This window comes from Winogradskyella vincentii (assembly GCF_020166345.1).
In the GTDB taxonomy this organism is placed as follows: domain Bacteria; phylum Bacteroidota; class Bacteroidia; order Flavobacteriales; family Flavobacteriaceae; genus Winogradskyella; species Winogradskyella vincentii.
Genome location: NZ_JAIUJS010000005.1, coordinates 53,647 through 70,389, shown reverse-complemented (window position 1 = coordinate 70,389; position 16,743 = coordinate 53,647). Strand labels below are relative to the sequence as shown.

Annotated in this window: 15 protein-coding genes; 12 read left to right on the top strand and 3 right to left on the bottom strand. The window is 31.9% G+C overall.

The genetic code is table 11. The features are described from left to right. Positions 1–17: 17 nt before the first annotated feature. The 3 genes from LBV24_RS10920 to LBV24_RS10910 all read right to left on the bottom strand — a co-directional run bounded on the left by LBV24_RS10920 (position 18) and on the right by LBV24_RS10910 (position 3,413). Complete coding sequence (locus LBV24_RS10920; RefSeq protein WP_224478693.1) at positions 18–707, bottom strand: ABC transporter ATP-binding protein; 690 nt, start codon at positions 705–707, stop codon at positions 18–20. 78 nt (positions 708–785) lie between these two features. Continuing rightward, complete coding sequence (locus LBV24_RS10915; RefSeq protein ID WP_224478692.1) at positions 786–1,550, bottom strand: O-methyltransferase; 765 nt, start codon at positions 1,548–1,550, stop codon at positions 786–788. Continuing rightward, complete coding sequence (locus tag LBV24_RS10910) at positions 1,551–3,413, bottom strand: ABC-F family ATP-binding cassette domain-containing protein (RefSeq protein ID WP_224478691.1); 1,863 nt, start codon at positions 3,411–3,413, stop codon at positions 1,551–1,553. It abuts the gene before it with no gap. Between the two features lie 103 nt (positions 3,414–3,516). Between LBV24_RS10910 and LBV24_RS10905 the strand changes: the two genes are divergently transcribed. The 12 genes from LBV24_RS10905 to LBV24_RS10850 all read left to right on the top strand — a co-directional run bounded on the left by LBV24_RS10905 (position 3,517) and on the right by LBV24_RS10850 (position 16,736). Then, a complete protein-coding gene (locus LBV24_RS10905) occupies positions 3,517–4,317 on the top strand; it encodes a polysaccharide biosynthesis/export family protein (RefSeq protein WP_224478690.1) in 801 nt (266 codons plus the stop codon). Positions 4,318–4,320: 3 nt separating this feature from the next. After that, positions 4,321–6,801: an exopolysaccharide transport family protein gene (locus tag LBV24_RS10900; protein ID WP_224478689.1), complete on the top strand. Its 2,481-nt coding sequence runs from the start codon at positions 4,321–4,323 to the stop codon at positions 6,799–6,801. Between the two features lie 7 nt (positions 6,802–6,808). Beyond that, complete coding sequence (locus LBV24_RS10895) at positions 6,809–7,399, top strand: sugar transferase (protein WP_224478688.1); 591 nt, start codon at positions 6,809–6,811, stop codon at positions 7,397–7,399. Next, complete coding sequence (locus tag LBV24_RS10890; protein WP_224478687.1) at positions 7,396–8,691, top strand: nucleotide sugar dehydrogenase; 1,296 nt, start codon at positions 7,396–7,398, stop codon at positions 8,689–8,691. Before LBV24_RS10895 ends, LBV24_RS10890 begins: the two co-directional genes overlap by 4 nt. 16 nt (positions 8,692–8,707) lie before the next feature. Further along, on the top strand, positions 8,708–9,685 hold the full coding sequence (locus LBV24_RS10885; RefSeq protein ID WP_224478686.1) for an SDR family oxidoreductase: 978 nt from the start codon (positions 8,708–8,710) through the stop codon (positions 9,683–9,685). A gap of 131 nt (positions 9,686–9,816) precedes the next feature. Beyond that, a complete protein-coding gene (locus LBV24_RS10880; protein ID WP_224478685.1) occupies positions 9,817–10,689 on the top strand; it encodes an ABC transporter permease in 873 nt (290 codons plus the stop codon). Next, on the top strand, positions 10,689–12,017 hold the full coding sequence (locus LBV24_RS10875; RefSeq protein WP_224478684.1) for an ABC transporter ATP-binding protein: 1,329 nt from the start codon (positions 10,689–10,691) through the stop codon (positions 12,015–12,017). Before LBV24_RS10880 ends, LBV24_RS10875 begins: the two co-directional genes overlap by 1 nt. Then, the gene (locus LBV24_RS10870) at positions 12,010–12,708 is read left to right on the top strand and encodes a class I SAM-dependent methyltransferase (RefSeq protein ID WP_224478683.1); all 699 of its coding nucleotides are present in this window, start codon (positions 12,010–12,012) and stop codon (positions 12,706–12,708) included. The genes LBV24_RS10875 and LBV24_RS10870 overlap by 8 nt, the downstream gene beginning before the upstream one ends. Before the next feature lie 7 nt (positions 12,709–12,715). Further along, a complete protein-coding gene (locus LBV24_RS10865; protein ID WP_224478682.1) occupies positions 12,716–13,672 on the top strand; it encodes a glycosyltransferase family 2 protein in 957 nt (318 codons plus the stop codon). Between the two features lie 4 nt (positions 13,673–13,676). After that, positions 13,677–14,912 (top strand): glycosyltransferase, encoded by a 1,236-nt coding sequence (locus LBV24_RS10860; RefSeq protein ID WP_224478681.1) that lies wholly within the window; start codon positions 13,677–13,679, stop codon positions 14,910–14,912. 4 nt (positions 14,913–14,916) lie between these two features. Continuing rightward, positions 14,917–15,921, top strand: a complete 1,005-nt coding sequence (locus tag LBV24_RS10855; protein WP_224478680.1) for a glycosyltransferase family 2 protein — start codon at positions 14,917–14,919, stop codon at positions 15,919–15,921. A gap of 95 nt (positions 15,922–16,016) precedes the next feature. After that, positions 16,017–16,736 carry a hypothetical protein gene (locus LBV24_RS10850; protein ID WP_224478679.1) on the top strand — a complete coding sequence of 240 codons (720 nt, stop codon included), beginning with the start codon at positions 16,017–16,019 and terminating at the stop codon, positions 16,734–16,736. Positions 16,737–16,743 lie beyond the last annotated feature (7 nt).

The window sequence follows — 16,743 nt, the reverse complement described above, 5'->3', positions numbered from 1 at the left end:
GGATGTGTGTTTGTGAATTAGTCGTTATAAGTATCTGTATCAATCATTCCATCAATTAAACGAATGATTCTTTTTGCATGTGACGCTACATCTTCTTCATGGGTAACCATAATAACAGTATTACCATTAGCATGGATTTCATCAAATAATTCCATAATTTCTAATGAAGTCTTAGAATCAAGGTTTCCTGTAGGTTCATCTGCCAGAATAATTGAAGGCTTATTTACCAGTGCTCTACCTACAGCCACACGTTGTCTTTGGCCACCAGATAATTGATTTGGTTTATGGTCCATTCTATCTGCAAGTCCAACATCAGTCAATACTTCTGAAGCTCTTTCTGAACGTACTTTTTTAGATGCACCTGCATAAATCATAGGTAAAGCCACGTTTTCTAGGGCAGTGGTTCTTGGTAGGAGATTAAATGTCTGAAAAACAAATCCAATTTCGGTATTTCGTATTTCGGCCAATTCATCTTCTGACATTTGGCTAACATCCTTTCCGTTAAGAACATAGGTCCCTGATGTAGGAGTGTCCAAACAACCTAATAAATTCATTAAAGTAGATTTACCAGAACCTGATGGGCCCATAATGGCAACATATTCACCTTTCTTAATGTCTAAATCTATTCCTTTTAAAACATGAACGGTTTGCTGTCCTAATTTAAAATCTCTAATAATGTTTCTAATCTCAATGACGTTGTCACTCATAATTACAATTCTTGGTTGCCATTCATCCTGCAAGATACAGGATTTTACAGTTAATAAGACGTTAAAATTGTGAGGTTGTTACATTCTAATCTTAAAATGTTCTTTGACCTGTTCTTTTCTAAAAAAAACAATACCAAAATGAAAGGTGTCTACAGTAACATTAACAGAATTGTGATTTTTAATATAATCCCAAGCTTGAGTCATTTCTGCTGACCAATAGATATCATCAAAAATAAATATGGAGTTATTGTTTGCTTTTGGCAAAAGGGCTTCAAAGTATTCAATTGTTGCCTGTTTATCGTGGTGTCCGTCAAAAAAAATGAGATCAAAACTTTCTTGTTTTATTTTGGGAATGTAGTTTTTAAATGGATTGTTTATTAATTGAATATTGCTATGTTTTGACAATGATTTTTGAGCAAATCTGAAGGTGTTATAACAACCTTCAACACTGATTATATTTTCAACTGAATTATTAAGCGACATAGCTTGGGTAGCTATTCCTAACGAAGTGCCTAATTCTAATATAGACTTAATTTTAAAGTACTTTACAATTCTGAATAGGAGTTTTGCTTTTTTTAAAGGTGTTCCCGCATTAGCCGCAATATCACTGATTTTTCTGGTGTTGGATTTAAATACCTTCGAACCTGATCCAAAATCGGTGATGGTAATACTTTCTTTGTTTTTTAATAGGGCTTTACGATAATCCTTTATAAGATTGTACTCTATGTGATTGTTTTTATCATAAATACATTCAGTAACAAATTTGTATACAAAAGGAGAATGCACACCATGTTTATTTTTGGATACTTTAAGGAATTTTAAATAAGCAAGTATCTTGTACATTTAACTCTCTAATTTTTCAGCAAGTTCAAACCAACGCAATTCTTTTTCTTCGATCGAGCTAATTATTGTCTGTAAATCTTCAGACAATTTGTTGATTTCATCTTGTGATAGTTCTGAGTTATTGAATTTGTCTTCCAATGCTGTCTTGTCTAGTTCTAATGATCGTATTTTTGATTCTAAATTTTTATATTCCTTTTGTTCGTTATAGGATAGCTTGTTCGCTTCATTTTGCTTGATAACCTTAATTGTATCAGCTTTTACTTTGGTATTTGCAGTTTTTGGCTGGCTTGTATCATAAGCCCTGAAATCTGAATAATTACCTGGAAAATCGTCAATGACTCCATTGCCACGGAAAACAAATAGATGATCAACAATTTTATCCATAAAGTACCGATCATGTGATACAACTAATAAAACACCGGGAAAATCTAGGAGAAAATTTTCAAGTACGTTTAGCGTAACTATATCTAGGTCATTAGTGGGTTCATCTAAAATTAAAATATTTGGATTTTGAATTAAAACGGTACATAAGTATAATCGTTTTTGTTCACCACCACTAAGCTTTTCAACAAAATCATAATGTTTTTTTCTGTCAAATAGGAAACGTTCAAGTAACTGCTGTGCACTAATTTGTCTTCCTTTTGCCAAGGGAATATAGTCGCCATATTGTCGAATAACTTCAATTACTTTTTGATTTGGTTTAACAGTGATGCCAACTTGTGTGTAGTATCCAATTTTAACAGTTTCTCCTAACACAATTTTACCATTATCAGGTTTTAAGCATTGCGTCAGTAAATTCAAAAATGTGGATTTACCAGTTCCATTTTTACCGATAACACCTATGCGTTCCCCTTTCTTAAAATTATAGTCAAAACCATCTAGAATCTTTTTGTCTTTAAATGCTTTAGAAACATTATGGAATTCAATGATTTTGCTTCCCAATCGTTCCATATTTATCTCTAACTGAACTTCGTGATCCTTACGTCTTTGGTGTGCCTTTTTCTTTATTTCAAAAAAATCGTCTATCCTGCTTTTTGATTTTGTGGTGCGGGCTTTGGGCTGTCGCCGCATCCAATCAAGTTCTTTTTTAAAGAGTTGTTTCGCCTTTCCGACCTCTACCAGTTCATTTGCAATACGTGCTTCTTTTTTTTCTAAGTAATAGGAGTAATTTCCTTTATAGGTAAATAACTTTCCATGGTCTAGCTCTATTATTTCGTTGCAGACACGCTCTAAAAAATAGCGGTCGTGGGTTACCATGAACAGTGTTTGCTGTGTTTTTGTGAAATATTCTTCTAACCATTCAATCATCTCTAAATCTAGATGATTTGTAGGTTCATCTAGAATTAATATATCGGGTTTACTCAATAAGGATTGAGCTAATGCTAATCGTTTTTTCTGTCCACCTGAAAGCGAACTTACTTTTTGCGATAAATCTTCTAATTTTAATTGAGATAAAATTTGTTGGTATTGAGTTTCAAACTCCCAGGCATTATGTCTATCCATAGCCTCAAATGCCAACTGATATGCTTCTGAGTCTTCTGGGTTTTTGAGTGCGTTTTCGTAGCTTTCAATTACTTTAAGGATAGGGATTTCTGAAGCAAAAATAGTCTCCTCAATAGTAAGTTGCTTGTCTAATTCAGGTTCCTGGTCTAAAAAGGATAGTCTAAGTCCCTTTCGAACAATTATTTGTCCTTTATCCGGTGTATCCTTTCCTGATAAAATATTTAGAATAGAGGTTTTACCACTACCGTTTTTAGCTATAAAAGCAATTTTCTGATCCTTGTGAATGCTAAAGGACAAGTCCTCAAAGAGGACAAGTTCGCCATAAGACTTTGAAATATTTTCTACGTTGAGGTAATTCACTCCTTTTTTTTACAAAGAACGGAAATAAACCAAAAAGAAACTATATAGTTTTGTTATTGGTGTTGATAAGTTATATTTGTGAAACAGCAATACAAAAGCATAAATGAAAAGTAAAATTTTGTTTTTTGGATTGGTCTTGTGTATAGGATTATCATCATGTGTTCCGCACAAGAATTTGGTCTATCTTCAGAATAAGGAAAAAGCATTAGATTCTTTAGCAACAAATAATCTTACAGAAATTCAAAAACCTTACAGAGTCCAAGTAAATGATATTTTGAATATAAGAGTTAAGGCTCTTGATCAGGATAAAGTGTCTATATACAATCCAGTTGGTGATGAAAGCTTAAATGCTGATAGCCAGGAACGTGCCTATTTTGACGGTTTTACAGTTGATATACATGGAAATATTAGAATACCTGTACTCGGTGAGATAAATGTTTTAGGGTATACCACTGAGGAAATTCAGAAATTATTAGAAAATAAACTTTTAGAAGATCAGTTTAAAGAAACAGCCAATATTTTTGTGACAGTGAAATTAGCTGGTTTAAGATATGTAACAAGTGGCGAAGTAAATAGTCCTGGAACACAAGTTTTGTTTCAAGACCGCGTTAATATTTTTGAAGCTATTGCCAATGCTGGTGAAATTACCCAAACAGGCGATAGAAAAGAAGTAATGATTATTAGACAGTATCCACAAGGACAACAGATACATAAACTGGATTTAACAGATATTAATGTTATGAAATCACCTTATTATCATATTCAGAATAACGATATGATATATGTAAAACCTATAAAACAAAAATCTTGGGGTACAGGATTGACTGGAACACAAACAATTACTACGTTGATTACAGTAATGGGTCTTGTTACTACGAGTATTCTATTAATTGATAGACTGTAATATATGTCAGATTATGATTATGAATTAGAGACAAATGAATCAAGTCAAATAAATTTTGACCTTAAAGGATTGTTCTTTAAGATAATAAGCTTTTGGCCGCTCATATTAATTTCTGTATTAATTGCTTTAGGTATTGCATACTACGTTAATGTTAGAAAGCAAAACGTATATCGTTTAGAAAGTTTGATTTCGGTTGAAAACGAACAGAGTCCATTTTTTACAACAAATACAAGTATTTCATTTAATTGGGGTGGTGTATCAGGGAAAGTCGGAAAGGTAGTGACTGAAGTTAATACTAGAACCCATAATGAATTAGTTGTAGATTCATTAGAATTTTATAAGCAATACTTAAGGGAAGGAAAATATAATCTCATTGATACTTACAAAAATTCACCATTCGAAGTTAAATTTGATAAGAATGAATATCAACTTCTCGGTAGATTGATTGAGATTCAACCAATTGATGATAATTATTTTCAACTCTTCATTGATTTTGGTGAACTCAAGAATGTGAGTTGTCAAAATTATGCATCACGAGATATAAAACAGGTTCAATTAAGTAAAAATGTTTACAAGCAAAAGCATGCTTATGGTTCAAGTATAAATCTTTCTTTTTTTAGTGGTACAATTACTAAGAATAGTACTGCTAACTTTGTTAAAGATTCCAAACACTATTTTAGGTTTTTAAATTTTGATGCAGTTGTAAATCAATATAAAAATGCTGTTAGAGCCACGCCAAAATCTAGAGATGCATCCTCAATTTTAAGAATGGTAATGATTGGCAATAACAAGGCCAGAATTGTAGATTATTTAAATGCCACAGTCGAGATTTTGGCTAAAACAGAATTAGAACGGAAGAATTTATACGCTACTAATACCATAAAGTTTATAGATAGTAGTCTTGCAGAGGTCGATGCGCTTTTAAAAGCTGGTACTAATGAAATGAGCGATTTTAGGAAGCGTAATAAGGTATTTGATGTTACTGATGAGCTTGCGGTGGCTTCCGAAAATCTAAAAGAATTAGATCAATCAAAAGAACTTGAAAAATCCAAACTCCAATATCTCAACTCACTTGAAAATTACCTTTTAACTCAAAAGGATTACACTAAAATAGTCGCTCCAACATCAGTTGGAATTAATGAAGCTAACATTATTGCAAGTGTTCAAAGTATTACATTGCTTGCTATTGAGCGTCAAAAGTTAGAATATACTACTCAACCAGGAAACGTTTTATTTGACGACTTGGATAGGCGAATTAATGCTGAGAAAAATGTACTCTTAGAAACTATTACTGCAACAAAACGTACTATAAATTTGCAGTTGAATGCCATCAATAGTAACATTGCCAAGTTAGAGTCTGAGCTTAGGAACCTGCCTGAAGATCAACAGGAGTTTTTAAAAATTCAAAGAAAGTTAGACGTAAGTATTGAAACATATAATGTTTATCAGAGTAAGTTAAGTGAAGCTAAAATAATTAAAGCGGCAAACGTTTCTGACATAACTTTTATTGATAAAGCCAAGGATATTGGAGGTGGAAAAATTGGTCCTAATACTTCGCTTAATTATATTATGGCCTCCTTGCTAGGGTTTGGTATACCAATTCTTTTAGTGTTTGTGCTATATCTTCTTGACAATAATATCCACAATACTGGTGAGGTCGAAAAATTATCTAGAATTCCAATTCTTGGTTTAATTGGAAAATTTAAACATACAAATAACCTTGTGGTATTTGAAAAACCAAAGTCTACAGTTTCCGAATCATTTAGGGCAATCCGATCAAGTTTACAATTTATATACAGACAACAACAAGATTCTGAAGTAAAGGGGAAAACTTTAATGGTAACATCATCTATTAGTGGTGAGGGAAAAACTTTTTGTTCCATTAATATTTCAACGGTTTATGCATTGTCTGGTAAAAAAACAATTTTATTAGGTCTGGATTTAAGAAAACCAAAAATATTTGGAGATTTTAATCTTGATAACGATAAGGGTATCGTAAATTATTTAATAGGAGAGGAACCTTTAGAGAATACAATTGTTAGTACACATATTGAAAATTTAGATTTGATATCCTCAGGACCTATACCACCCAATCCTTCTGAATTATTAATGAGTAAGAAACTTAAAGATGCTATTGATAAACTAAGGGATTCTTATGATTTTATAGTTTTGGATACACCACCTCTTGGGTTGGTTGCGGATGCACTTGAATTGTCACATTATGCTGATGCTACCATTTACATGATACGGTTTGATTACACCAAGAAAGGTATGCTTCAATTAGTGAATGCCAAGTATAAAAATGGAGAAGTTAAGAACATCAGTTTTGTTCTCAATTTTTACAAATATAAAGCCAGATATGGTTACGGTTACGGTTATGGTTATGGTTACGGTTATGGAAGTTATGGAAATGCATATCACAAAAATGAAAAACAATCAATTTGGTCTAAGGCTAAAAAATTGATTTCAGGAAATAAGAAATAAATTAAGTTTGATAACACCTTCTCAACTTCGAGTAAAACGTTATTTCGATTTCATATTGGCACTTGTTCTTCTGCCAATTCTTATTCTGCCAATAATTATTTTAGTATTATTTTGTACACTTGATACAAGGACATGGGGAGTATTCTCACAGTTAAGGGTTGGGCAAAATGCTAAGCTATTTAAGATTTATAAATTAAGAACCTTAAAGGAAGAAAAACATATTTTAGGAAAGTTAGACAGAAGCGCAACTAAACTTGGAAAGTTATTGAGAAAAACTAAATTAGATGAGTTGCCTCAAATTTTTAACGTATTAAAAGGAGATATGAGTTTTGTTGGGCCAAGGCCTGATTTACAAGGTTTTGCAGATGAGTTGAAAGGTGATGATAGAAAAATTTTAATAGTAAAACCCGGGATAACTGGTCCAGCAACATTGAAATATAAGGATGAGGAACGTGTATTAGAACGGCAAAAAGATCCCGATCATTACAACAGAACGATTATTTGGGTAGATAAAGTGAAAATCAATAAAAAGTATGTTGAGAATTACAGTTTTTATTTAGATTTGAAATTCATTATAAAATCTACTTTTAACAAATGACTTACACAAACGATAAAATTGCTATAATTGGTTTAGGTTATGTCGGTTTGCCACTTGCCGTTGAATTTGCAAAACAATTCTTAGTTGTTGGATTTGATATAAATAAACAACGTATCAATGAATTAAATTCTGGTGTTGATAAAACACTAGAAGTTGAAGATGCAAATCTTCAATCTGTACTTGTTAATAATTTAGATGCAGACAAGGGATTGTACATTACTGATGACGCCAATGCCTTAACAGAAACTAATATTTATATCGTAACGGTACCTACGCCAACTGATGCTTTGAATAAGCCCGTTTTTACTCCCTTGATTAAGGCTAGTGAGACTGTTGGTAAAGTTTTGGCGAAGAATGATATTGTGGTATATGAGTCTACTGTTTATCCAGGCGCAACTGAAGACATTTGTATTCCTGTGCTAGAGAAGAATTCTAATTTAGTATATAACACAGATTTTTACGCAGGATACTCACCAGAAAGGATTAATCCTGGAGATAAAAAACATACCGTAACCAAGATTTTAAAAGTTACGTCTGGTTCAACGCCTGAGATTGCTGAGAAAATAGATAATCTTTATAAAAAAGTAATAACTGCAGGAACTCATTTAGCCCCATCAATTAAAGTTGCTGAGGCAGCGAAGGTGATTGAAAATTCACAGCGAGACATAAATATTGCTTTCGTGAATGAACTTTCTAAGATATTTCGACTTTTAGACATTGATACAAAAGCAGTGTTAGAAGCTGCAGGGACTAAGTGGAATTTCTTGAAGTTTACACCTGGATTGGTTGGAGGTCATTGTATTGGAGTAGATCCATATTATTTAGCTCAAAAGGCTATCGAGTCAGGATATAATCCTGAAATTATTCTTGCTGGACGTAAGATGAATGATAGCATGGGTAGTTATGTAGCAACTGAGACTGTGAAAATGATGATTAATAAAGGAGCCACGATTAAAGGCTCTAAAGCATTAGTATTAGGTATTACATTTAAAGAAAATTGTCCTGATATCAGAAATTCAAGAGTAATTGACATTATAGAAGAATTGCAATCCTACCACGTAAATGTTGATGTTTATGATCCATGGGCATCAAAAGCAGAAGTAAAACATGAGTACGGGTTGGATTTAATTACTGATAAAGATAATATCGGGTCGGATTATGATTCTATTATTCTTGCAGTATCTCATAAAGAGTTTTTAGAATTAAATTTAGAGAATTTAAAAGCCACAGGATGCGTAACTTTTGATGTTAAATCATTATTACCAGTTGATACAATTGATGCTCGTCTCTAACAATTATTACAATTATATGTATTCAAACCCACATCATACCCAAGATATTTCCCAGTTAAGTTTTCTAGTTACAGGTGGCGGCGGATTTATCGGTTCTAACCTAGTAGAATATCTTTTAAAGTATAATGCTAAAAAAGTTAGGGTTTTAGACAACTTTTCTAACGGTTACCGTGAAAATCTTGAAGAGTTTGTGCAAAATCCATCATTTGAATTGATTGAAGGCGATATTCGTGATTTGGACACTTGTAAAAAAGCAATGGATGGTATGGATTATGTATCTCATCAGGCTGCATTGGGCTCCGTACCACGTTCGATAAATGATCCAGCAACCACCAATGAAGTAAATATTTCTGGGTTTTTAAATATGATGATTGCGCTTAAGGATAGTAAGACCGTGAAGCGAATGATTTATGCTGCATCAAGTTCTACTTATGGCGACAGTAAATCTTTACCAAAGATTGAAGAAAAAATTGGAAAACCGTTATCTCCATATGCAGTAACAAAGTATGTTAATGAATTGTATGCCGATGTATTTGGGACTACTTATGATACTGATGTAATTGGACTAAGATATTTTAATGTTTTTGGGCCTAAACAAAGTCCAAATGGTGCATATGCCGCAGTCATTCCATTATTTATGCAAGCACTAAAGGATAACAATCCATCTAAGATCAATGGTGATGGTGAGCAAACACGTGATTTTACATTTATTGACAATGTGGTGCAGGCAAATGTTAAAGGTTTTTTTGCGTCTAATGAGGCTAAAAATGAAGTGTTTAATGTTGCTTGTGGCGAGCGTATTACCATTAATTACCTATGGGATTCACTGAGGGTAGCTGCTGGTTCCAAGCTCGATGCTATTTATGGTCCACCGAGACAAGGTGATGTAAGAGATTCATTAGCAGATATATCCAAAGCAGAACGTCTTTTAGGATACAAGCCAAGATACACTGTAAGGGAAGGACTAAAGATAACTTGGGATTCTTTTAATTAGCTAGTGCTTTAAATTTTCAAAACTCTTTTCCTAGATTTTTAAATTGTTAAAATCACCTTAATAAGTGGAATTATAATTCATTAATTCGCAAGGTTTCATTTATTATATTCGCTCTTAATAAAATATGATTTTTGAAAACGACCGAAGAAAATTGGTTATATACTATTTCCTCAAAGAAAAAATTAATTGATTTTAATTTTAAGGAGATTTGGCGATATCGAGATTTACTAGTTCTATTTGTTAAAAGAGATGTAATTACTTTATATAAGCAGACTATTCTTGGTCCGCTCTGGTACTTTTTGCAACCACTTTTTACATCCTTAATATTTACATTAATTTTTAATAATCTTGCAGATATACCCACAGGAGATGGTATTCCTAATTTTTTGTTTAATCTAGCTGGTGTAACAACGTGGAACTATTTTAAAGATTGTCTTATTGGTACAAGTGATACCTTCAAGAAAAATGAAAATATATTTGGGAAAGTATATTTCCCTAGAGTTATTATGCCAATGTCTGTTGTTGTTTCAAATTTATTGAAATATACTATCCAGCTTGTGTTGTTTGTTGGGTTTTATCTATACTTTAAAATACTCTCTGATGATGGCTATAATTTAATGCCACAGCTAAGGGTATTCTTATTTCCTGTTTTGGTTTTACTTATGGCAATGCTCGGATTAGGATTTGGTATGATAATTACATCAATGACTACAAAATACAGGGATTTGAAATTTCTAATTCAGTTTGGTGTCCAATTATTAATGTATGGTTCAGCAGTAATGTATCCTATGTCTTATTTCAAGGACAAATTACCTGATTATTATTGGCTTATTGAGTGGAACCCTATAGCAATAATTGTTGAGGCCTTTAGAACCATGGTATTTGATAATACAGAAATTAACACGGCCATGCTGGTTTACGCATCAATTATAAGTTGTTTAATTTTCTTGTTTGGATTAGTTATTTTTAACAGAACGGAAAAAAGTTTTATAGATACTATTTAATGCAATCTAATGTTATTTTAAGGGCTGAAAATGTTGGTAAAATATACCGATTGGGACTTGTTGGTACTGGTACAATTAGTCATGATTTAAATCGATGGTGGTCCAAAGTAAGAGGTAAGGAAGATCCGTATTTAAAAGTTGTTGAAACTAATGTTCGCAGTACCAAAGGGAAATCCGATTATATCTGGGCTTTAAATGATATTTCATTTGAGGTTGATAAGGGAGAAGTACTAGGAATTATTGGTAAAAATGGAGCAGGAAAGTCTACACTTTTAAAAATTCTTTCTCGAGTAACGTTACCAACACAAGGAGTAATTAAAACTAAAGGCAGAATAGCTTCGTTATTAGAGGTAGGAACTGGATTTCATCCTGAAATGACTGGACGAGAGAATGTTTATCTCAATGGTGCTATCCTTGGTATGACTAGAGCAGAAATTAAAGAGAGAATTGACGAGATAATTGATTTTTCAGGTTGTGAAAGATTTATAGATACACCAGTTAAGCGATACTCTTCTGGTATGAAGGTACGCCTGGCTTTTGCTGTGGCGGCTCATTTAGAACCAGATATATTGGTTGTAGATGAGGTTTTAGCAGTTGGAGATGCTGAATTCCAGAAAAAGGCAATTGGCAAAATGCAGGATATAAGCCAAGGTGAGGGAAGAACGGTGTTATTTGTAAGTCATGATATGAATGCAATAGAGAAATTAACTAATAGAACTATAGTTCTAATAAATGGTAAAGTCGCTTATAATGGAAAAACCTCGGAGGCCATTAATTTTTATCTAAAAAACTTCGAAAATAGAGCGCCATTTATAAATTGGACAGATATTAATAGTGCACCAGGTAATGATTATGTGAGACTAAAATCGGTTTATTTAAAGGATGAAGATGGCAACCTAAGAAATAGATTTAATATTACTGAAAATCTTTTTTTAACTATAGAATACTATGATAGTAATAAGAAATTTAATAATACTGCTATATTCCATATTTTAAATGAAAGAAAACAAACCCTCTTTGCCTCAAATGAGTTTGTTGCAAAGGATTGGATTCAAAAGCATAAGCAATCAGATTTAATATTTGCTTCAACCTGTAAGATTCCAGGTAATTTACTTGCTGAAGGAAGCTTTAGTATTTTAGTTGCTGTGGGCAACTATAACCCTGAAATGATACATTTAATAGAAAAAGATTTGTTAACATTTGAAATTTATGATTCAACTCAAGGTGAAGGTGTTAGAGGGCCGTATATAGGAAAGTGGCCAGGTTTGATGAGACCTATGTTAGATTGGACTATAGAAATAACTGACAAGAAGTTTACTGATGAATAGAGTAGATTTAATACAAGAAATAATTGATAAAAAAGGATTTAAAAGATATCTAGAAATTGGTACTTATAAAGGAGAATCTTTCTTCCCAATTAACTGTAAGTATAAAGTTGCAGTTGATCCTCAATTTAACATTCCAATAAAACGAAAGATTAAGTGGATTGTTAAAAATGCAAATAATGTATTCAATAGATTCTTTGAACACACAAGTGATAGTTTTTTTGACAAACACGAAAAATTCGTATCTAAATTTAAACCGCAAGTTGTTTTTGTGGATGGTTTGCACACGTTTAAGGCAAGTTTATTAGATGTTTTAAATTCATTAAGACATTTGGATGAGAATGGTGTAATTGTAATGCATGATTGTATGCCTCCAAATAGAGCAGCATCTGCATTCGCTAATTCTTTTAAAGAGGCAATTGACATGAAACTTGAAGGGTGGACAGGTGAGTGGACTGGTGATGTCTGGAAAACAATTGTATACCTAAAGGAAAAATACGGGGACAAATTGAAGTTATATGTTTTGGATACCGATTATGGTTTGGGCTATATTGAAACCAACGTGCCTATCGAAGCATTACATATAGATGAATCTATTTTTAATAGAGTTAACAAATTGAAATATGATGATTTATTGAAGGATACTAGTCTTATCAATTTGGTTGATAAAAGTAAAGTAAATGAACTGCTATAATTAATTTATGGGAACTGTAAAGAACAATGATTTTAAAAAAAAGGTTTTTACAGTTATTGTTACATATAATGGGACACAATGGATAAAAGAATGCATTACTTCAGTTATTTCTGATACAACTGTCATTGTTGTAGACAACCAATCTTCAGATGAAACCTTAGATGTAGTAGAAGAGCAATTTGAAGATGTTGTTATACTGAAGCAAAATGAAAATCTTGGATTCGGGAAAGCAAATAACATTGGTATATCTTATGCCTTAAAAGAAAACGCAGATTATATCTTATTGCTTAATCAAGATGCCAAGATGGAAAATGGGTCTATTTCGAAACTTGTTGAAGGATCTAATAAATTTGAGGATTTTGGTATTATTAGTCCAATTCATTGCGACTGGAATAGAGGTAATCTTGAAACTTCATTTTCAAAATACCTTGCACAAAATGATAACAACGAATTCTATTCGGATTTTGTGCTAGGAAAACAAAAGAAACCAATCTATCAAGTTCCCTTTGTAGCAGCCGCATGTTGGTTTATACAAGCAAAAAAATTTTTAATTGTTGGAGGTTTCGATCCGATTTTTAATCACTTAGGTGAAGATGTTAATCTTGTACAAAGATTCAAATATCATGGTTTCAAAGTTGGCATAATTCCGAATTGTATTGTTAAGCATGACACTGGTAATAGAAAAGATATCAAGGTTGAAAAATATTCTGAAACATATTTTTACAAGTTGGATTATAGAAGTAAAATGAAATTTGCTGACATTAATATTGAAAATTGGCGTGAGAAAATAAGGTATGCAAAGAATCAAGTTAGAAAAGAATTGCTGTTTGCATTTTTACGTTTAAATTTTAAACATGTCAAAAATGGTTTTAAAGAGACAAGTCTCCTAAATGAAATAATGCTAGAATGTCAAAAAAGTAGGGCAGTAAACAAGGAAAAAGGAAGTCATTATTTAAATCTTTGAATTAATGAGTCAAAAAATAGTTCATGTAATAAATGATTTCCCTTCAAAATCTGAGACATTTATAGTTAATCATATTGTAGAAACTATTAAAGAGGGTGTTGAACCTCATATAGTGGTGAATAATTTAGCGCCAAAGGAAGCAACTTCGCAATTACATCTGTTTAATAAATACAACCTTTATGAAATTGCAACATCTTACAATATGCAAATTCCTAAAAATAAAATATCAAGGTTGTTCAAGGCAATATTTGTACTGCTTACAAATATTCGGTATGCTCATGTGTTTTTTAAAACCTTAAATTCAAGAAAATATGGTACTAAGGCTAAATCACTAAAAATGTGGTTTCAGGTCGCTACTTTTATTAAATATCACAATTTTGATTTATTTCATGGCCATTTTGCAGTGTGTGGTCAAGTATTGGCTCAAATGAAGGAAATAGGTGCAATCAAAGGAGCTATTGTAACCACCTTTTATGGTTATGACACTTTTTCAACGGAAGAAAACAGGTTAAAACTAAAGTTTGATTATAGAGGAATATTTAAGTATTCAGACTTAATAATTACAAGTTCAAACTATTTGGCAAATAACCTTAGATTGTTAAATGTTCCAGAAGATAAAATAATTGTAAATCCTGTAGGTGTTGATGTTGATAAGTTTAAATTCATTGATAGAAAAGTTCATTTCCCATTGAAATTAGTTACGGTTGGACGTTTGATAAAATTAAAAGGTCAGCACATTGGTATCAAAGCAGTAAAGTCTCTAATAGAAAAAGGACATCAAGTTGATTATTCAATTGTTGGTTATGGTGATGAGTATAAAAATCTTAAAAATCTTATTTCAGAATTAAGAATTGAAAATTATGTTTCTCTAATTGAAACTAAAACTCAAAAAGAAGTTATTGAAATTTTAAACAATAGTCATTTATTTTTGATGACATCAATAACTGATGAAAATGGAAGAGCAGAAGGTCAAGGTTTGGTTACTGCTGAAGCTCAATCTACTGGTATACCAGCTATCGGTTTTAATTGTGGTGGAATACCAGAAACTATTCAGAATAATATTACGGGCTATATCGTTGAGGAAGGGCAGATCGAAGAATTGGTAAACAAGATTGAGATGTTCATAACTGATATTACTTTAATTAATAAAATGGGAATAGCAGGCAGAGAATATGTAGTAAAAGAATTTAACAGCAAGATTCAGAGTAAGAAAATAATAGATCTATACAATTTGATTTAGTATAATGAAGGGATTAATATCTATAATAATACCGACCTTTAATCGAGCGCAAATTTTGCCAGAAACGTTGGATAGTATTTTATCTCAATCCTATGAGATGTGGGAGTGTATTGTTGTAGATGACGGTAGTACAGATAATACTGATGATTTATTAAACACATACGCAAAATCAGATTCAAGGTTTCAGTATATTAAAAGACCAAAAGATAAACCAAAGGGCGCAAATGCATGTCGCAATTATGGATTTGAGATATCAAAAGGCGATTTTATTAATTGGTTTGATAGTGATGATATCATGCATCCAGAATTTCTACAGACTAGGATATCAAAACTAATAGAAGAAGATTCTCTTGATTTTTGCGCTTGCTTAGGAAGAAAGTTTGTAAAAGGAATTGAAGTAGATGCATTGACAATTAAACCTCATGTGTTAATCTCAAATAATTATCTTGAAGATTATCTACTTAATGGCTTGTTTTTTTATACACCAGCCCCATTATGGAGAAAAAGGTTTCTATTAGGTAAAGAATTATTTGATGAAACGATGCAACGCGCCCAAGAAAGTGATTTTCATTTTAGGATGTTGTCTTTAAACCCAAATTATTTATATCTGGAGGATGCTTTATTTTATGTAAGAGTTGGGCAAGAGAGCATTACAAAAGGTGCGGATAAATCTTTTTTAGCCCAAAATTCAGTTTTTAAATACTTCAACACTGTTTTTAATGTGCTGAAGAATAAAAAGGATGAAAACAGATTAATGGAATATGTTTTTTACAGACAAGCTGTAAATTATTATAACTTAAATTTATTAAAACCCAATTTTTTTGAAAGACTTAAGTTATTTTTTAGTCATTCCCATTATCTTGTTGGTTATACGTTAAGTACAAAAAAGTTGAAAAATCATATAGTTAAAATTATTCTTGGTATAGGATTAATACTATTTTTTAAAAAGGGATATGATTTATTTTATTATCCACAGTATAATTACAGAACAACACCATCAGCTAATTAAATAGAAAAGTAGCATTTGAAATGATTTCCCGAATTAAAAGAAGAATAAGAAGAATTGTAAATAATCCATATAAATTATATAGTAGGAATATTGAATTGAAATCAATTTTTTCCAGTTATGAACAAGCAGTAATTTTAGGATCAGCTTCAACTATAAATCGACTTGATTTATCAGGATTTTCTAATGATATGGTAATTTCTGTGGGTAATTTTTTTGAGCATCCTGAAATAAAATTAATCAATCCGAAAATTCACATATTTGCTGCGTCACACCCGCCAATTACGAATGAAGTTTTGATAGAATGGTGGAGGAGATGTGATAAGGTATTACCAAAGGATGTGCCTCTTTTAGTTGAGAAACGAGATAAAGACGTAGCTGACGAGGTATTTAAAGAAAGAGAGGTTTATTTATATTCGTATGGAGGTGAAATCCCTGTTGATTTCACAAAACCGATATTGTCACCTTGGAGTGTCACAATTGTAGCCTTACAATTAGCCATTTATTGCAGAATACCAGTCACTGGTATTTTTGGTGTAAATCATGATTGGCAATGCATAAAACCATACACTCATTTTTATAGTCATGATAGGCCTTCATTGGAGTATTATCTGGATAAGGCCGGAATTGAAATTGCTTATGAAAAGCAAAAGCAACCATTTCCAAAAGAGCGATTGTATAAGGAGTACGAGTTATACCAGCAATATGAAAAATTAAAAACAGAAGCTGAACAAGAAGGACTTAATATTTTTAATTATGATCCATTTTCAGATTTTGATGTATTTGAAAAAAATCCCCAAACACAACTTATTAAATAACTGATTC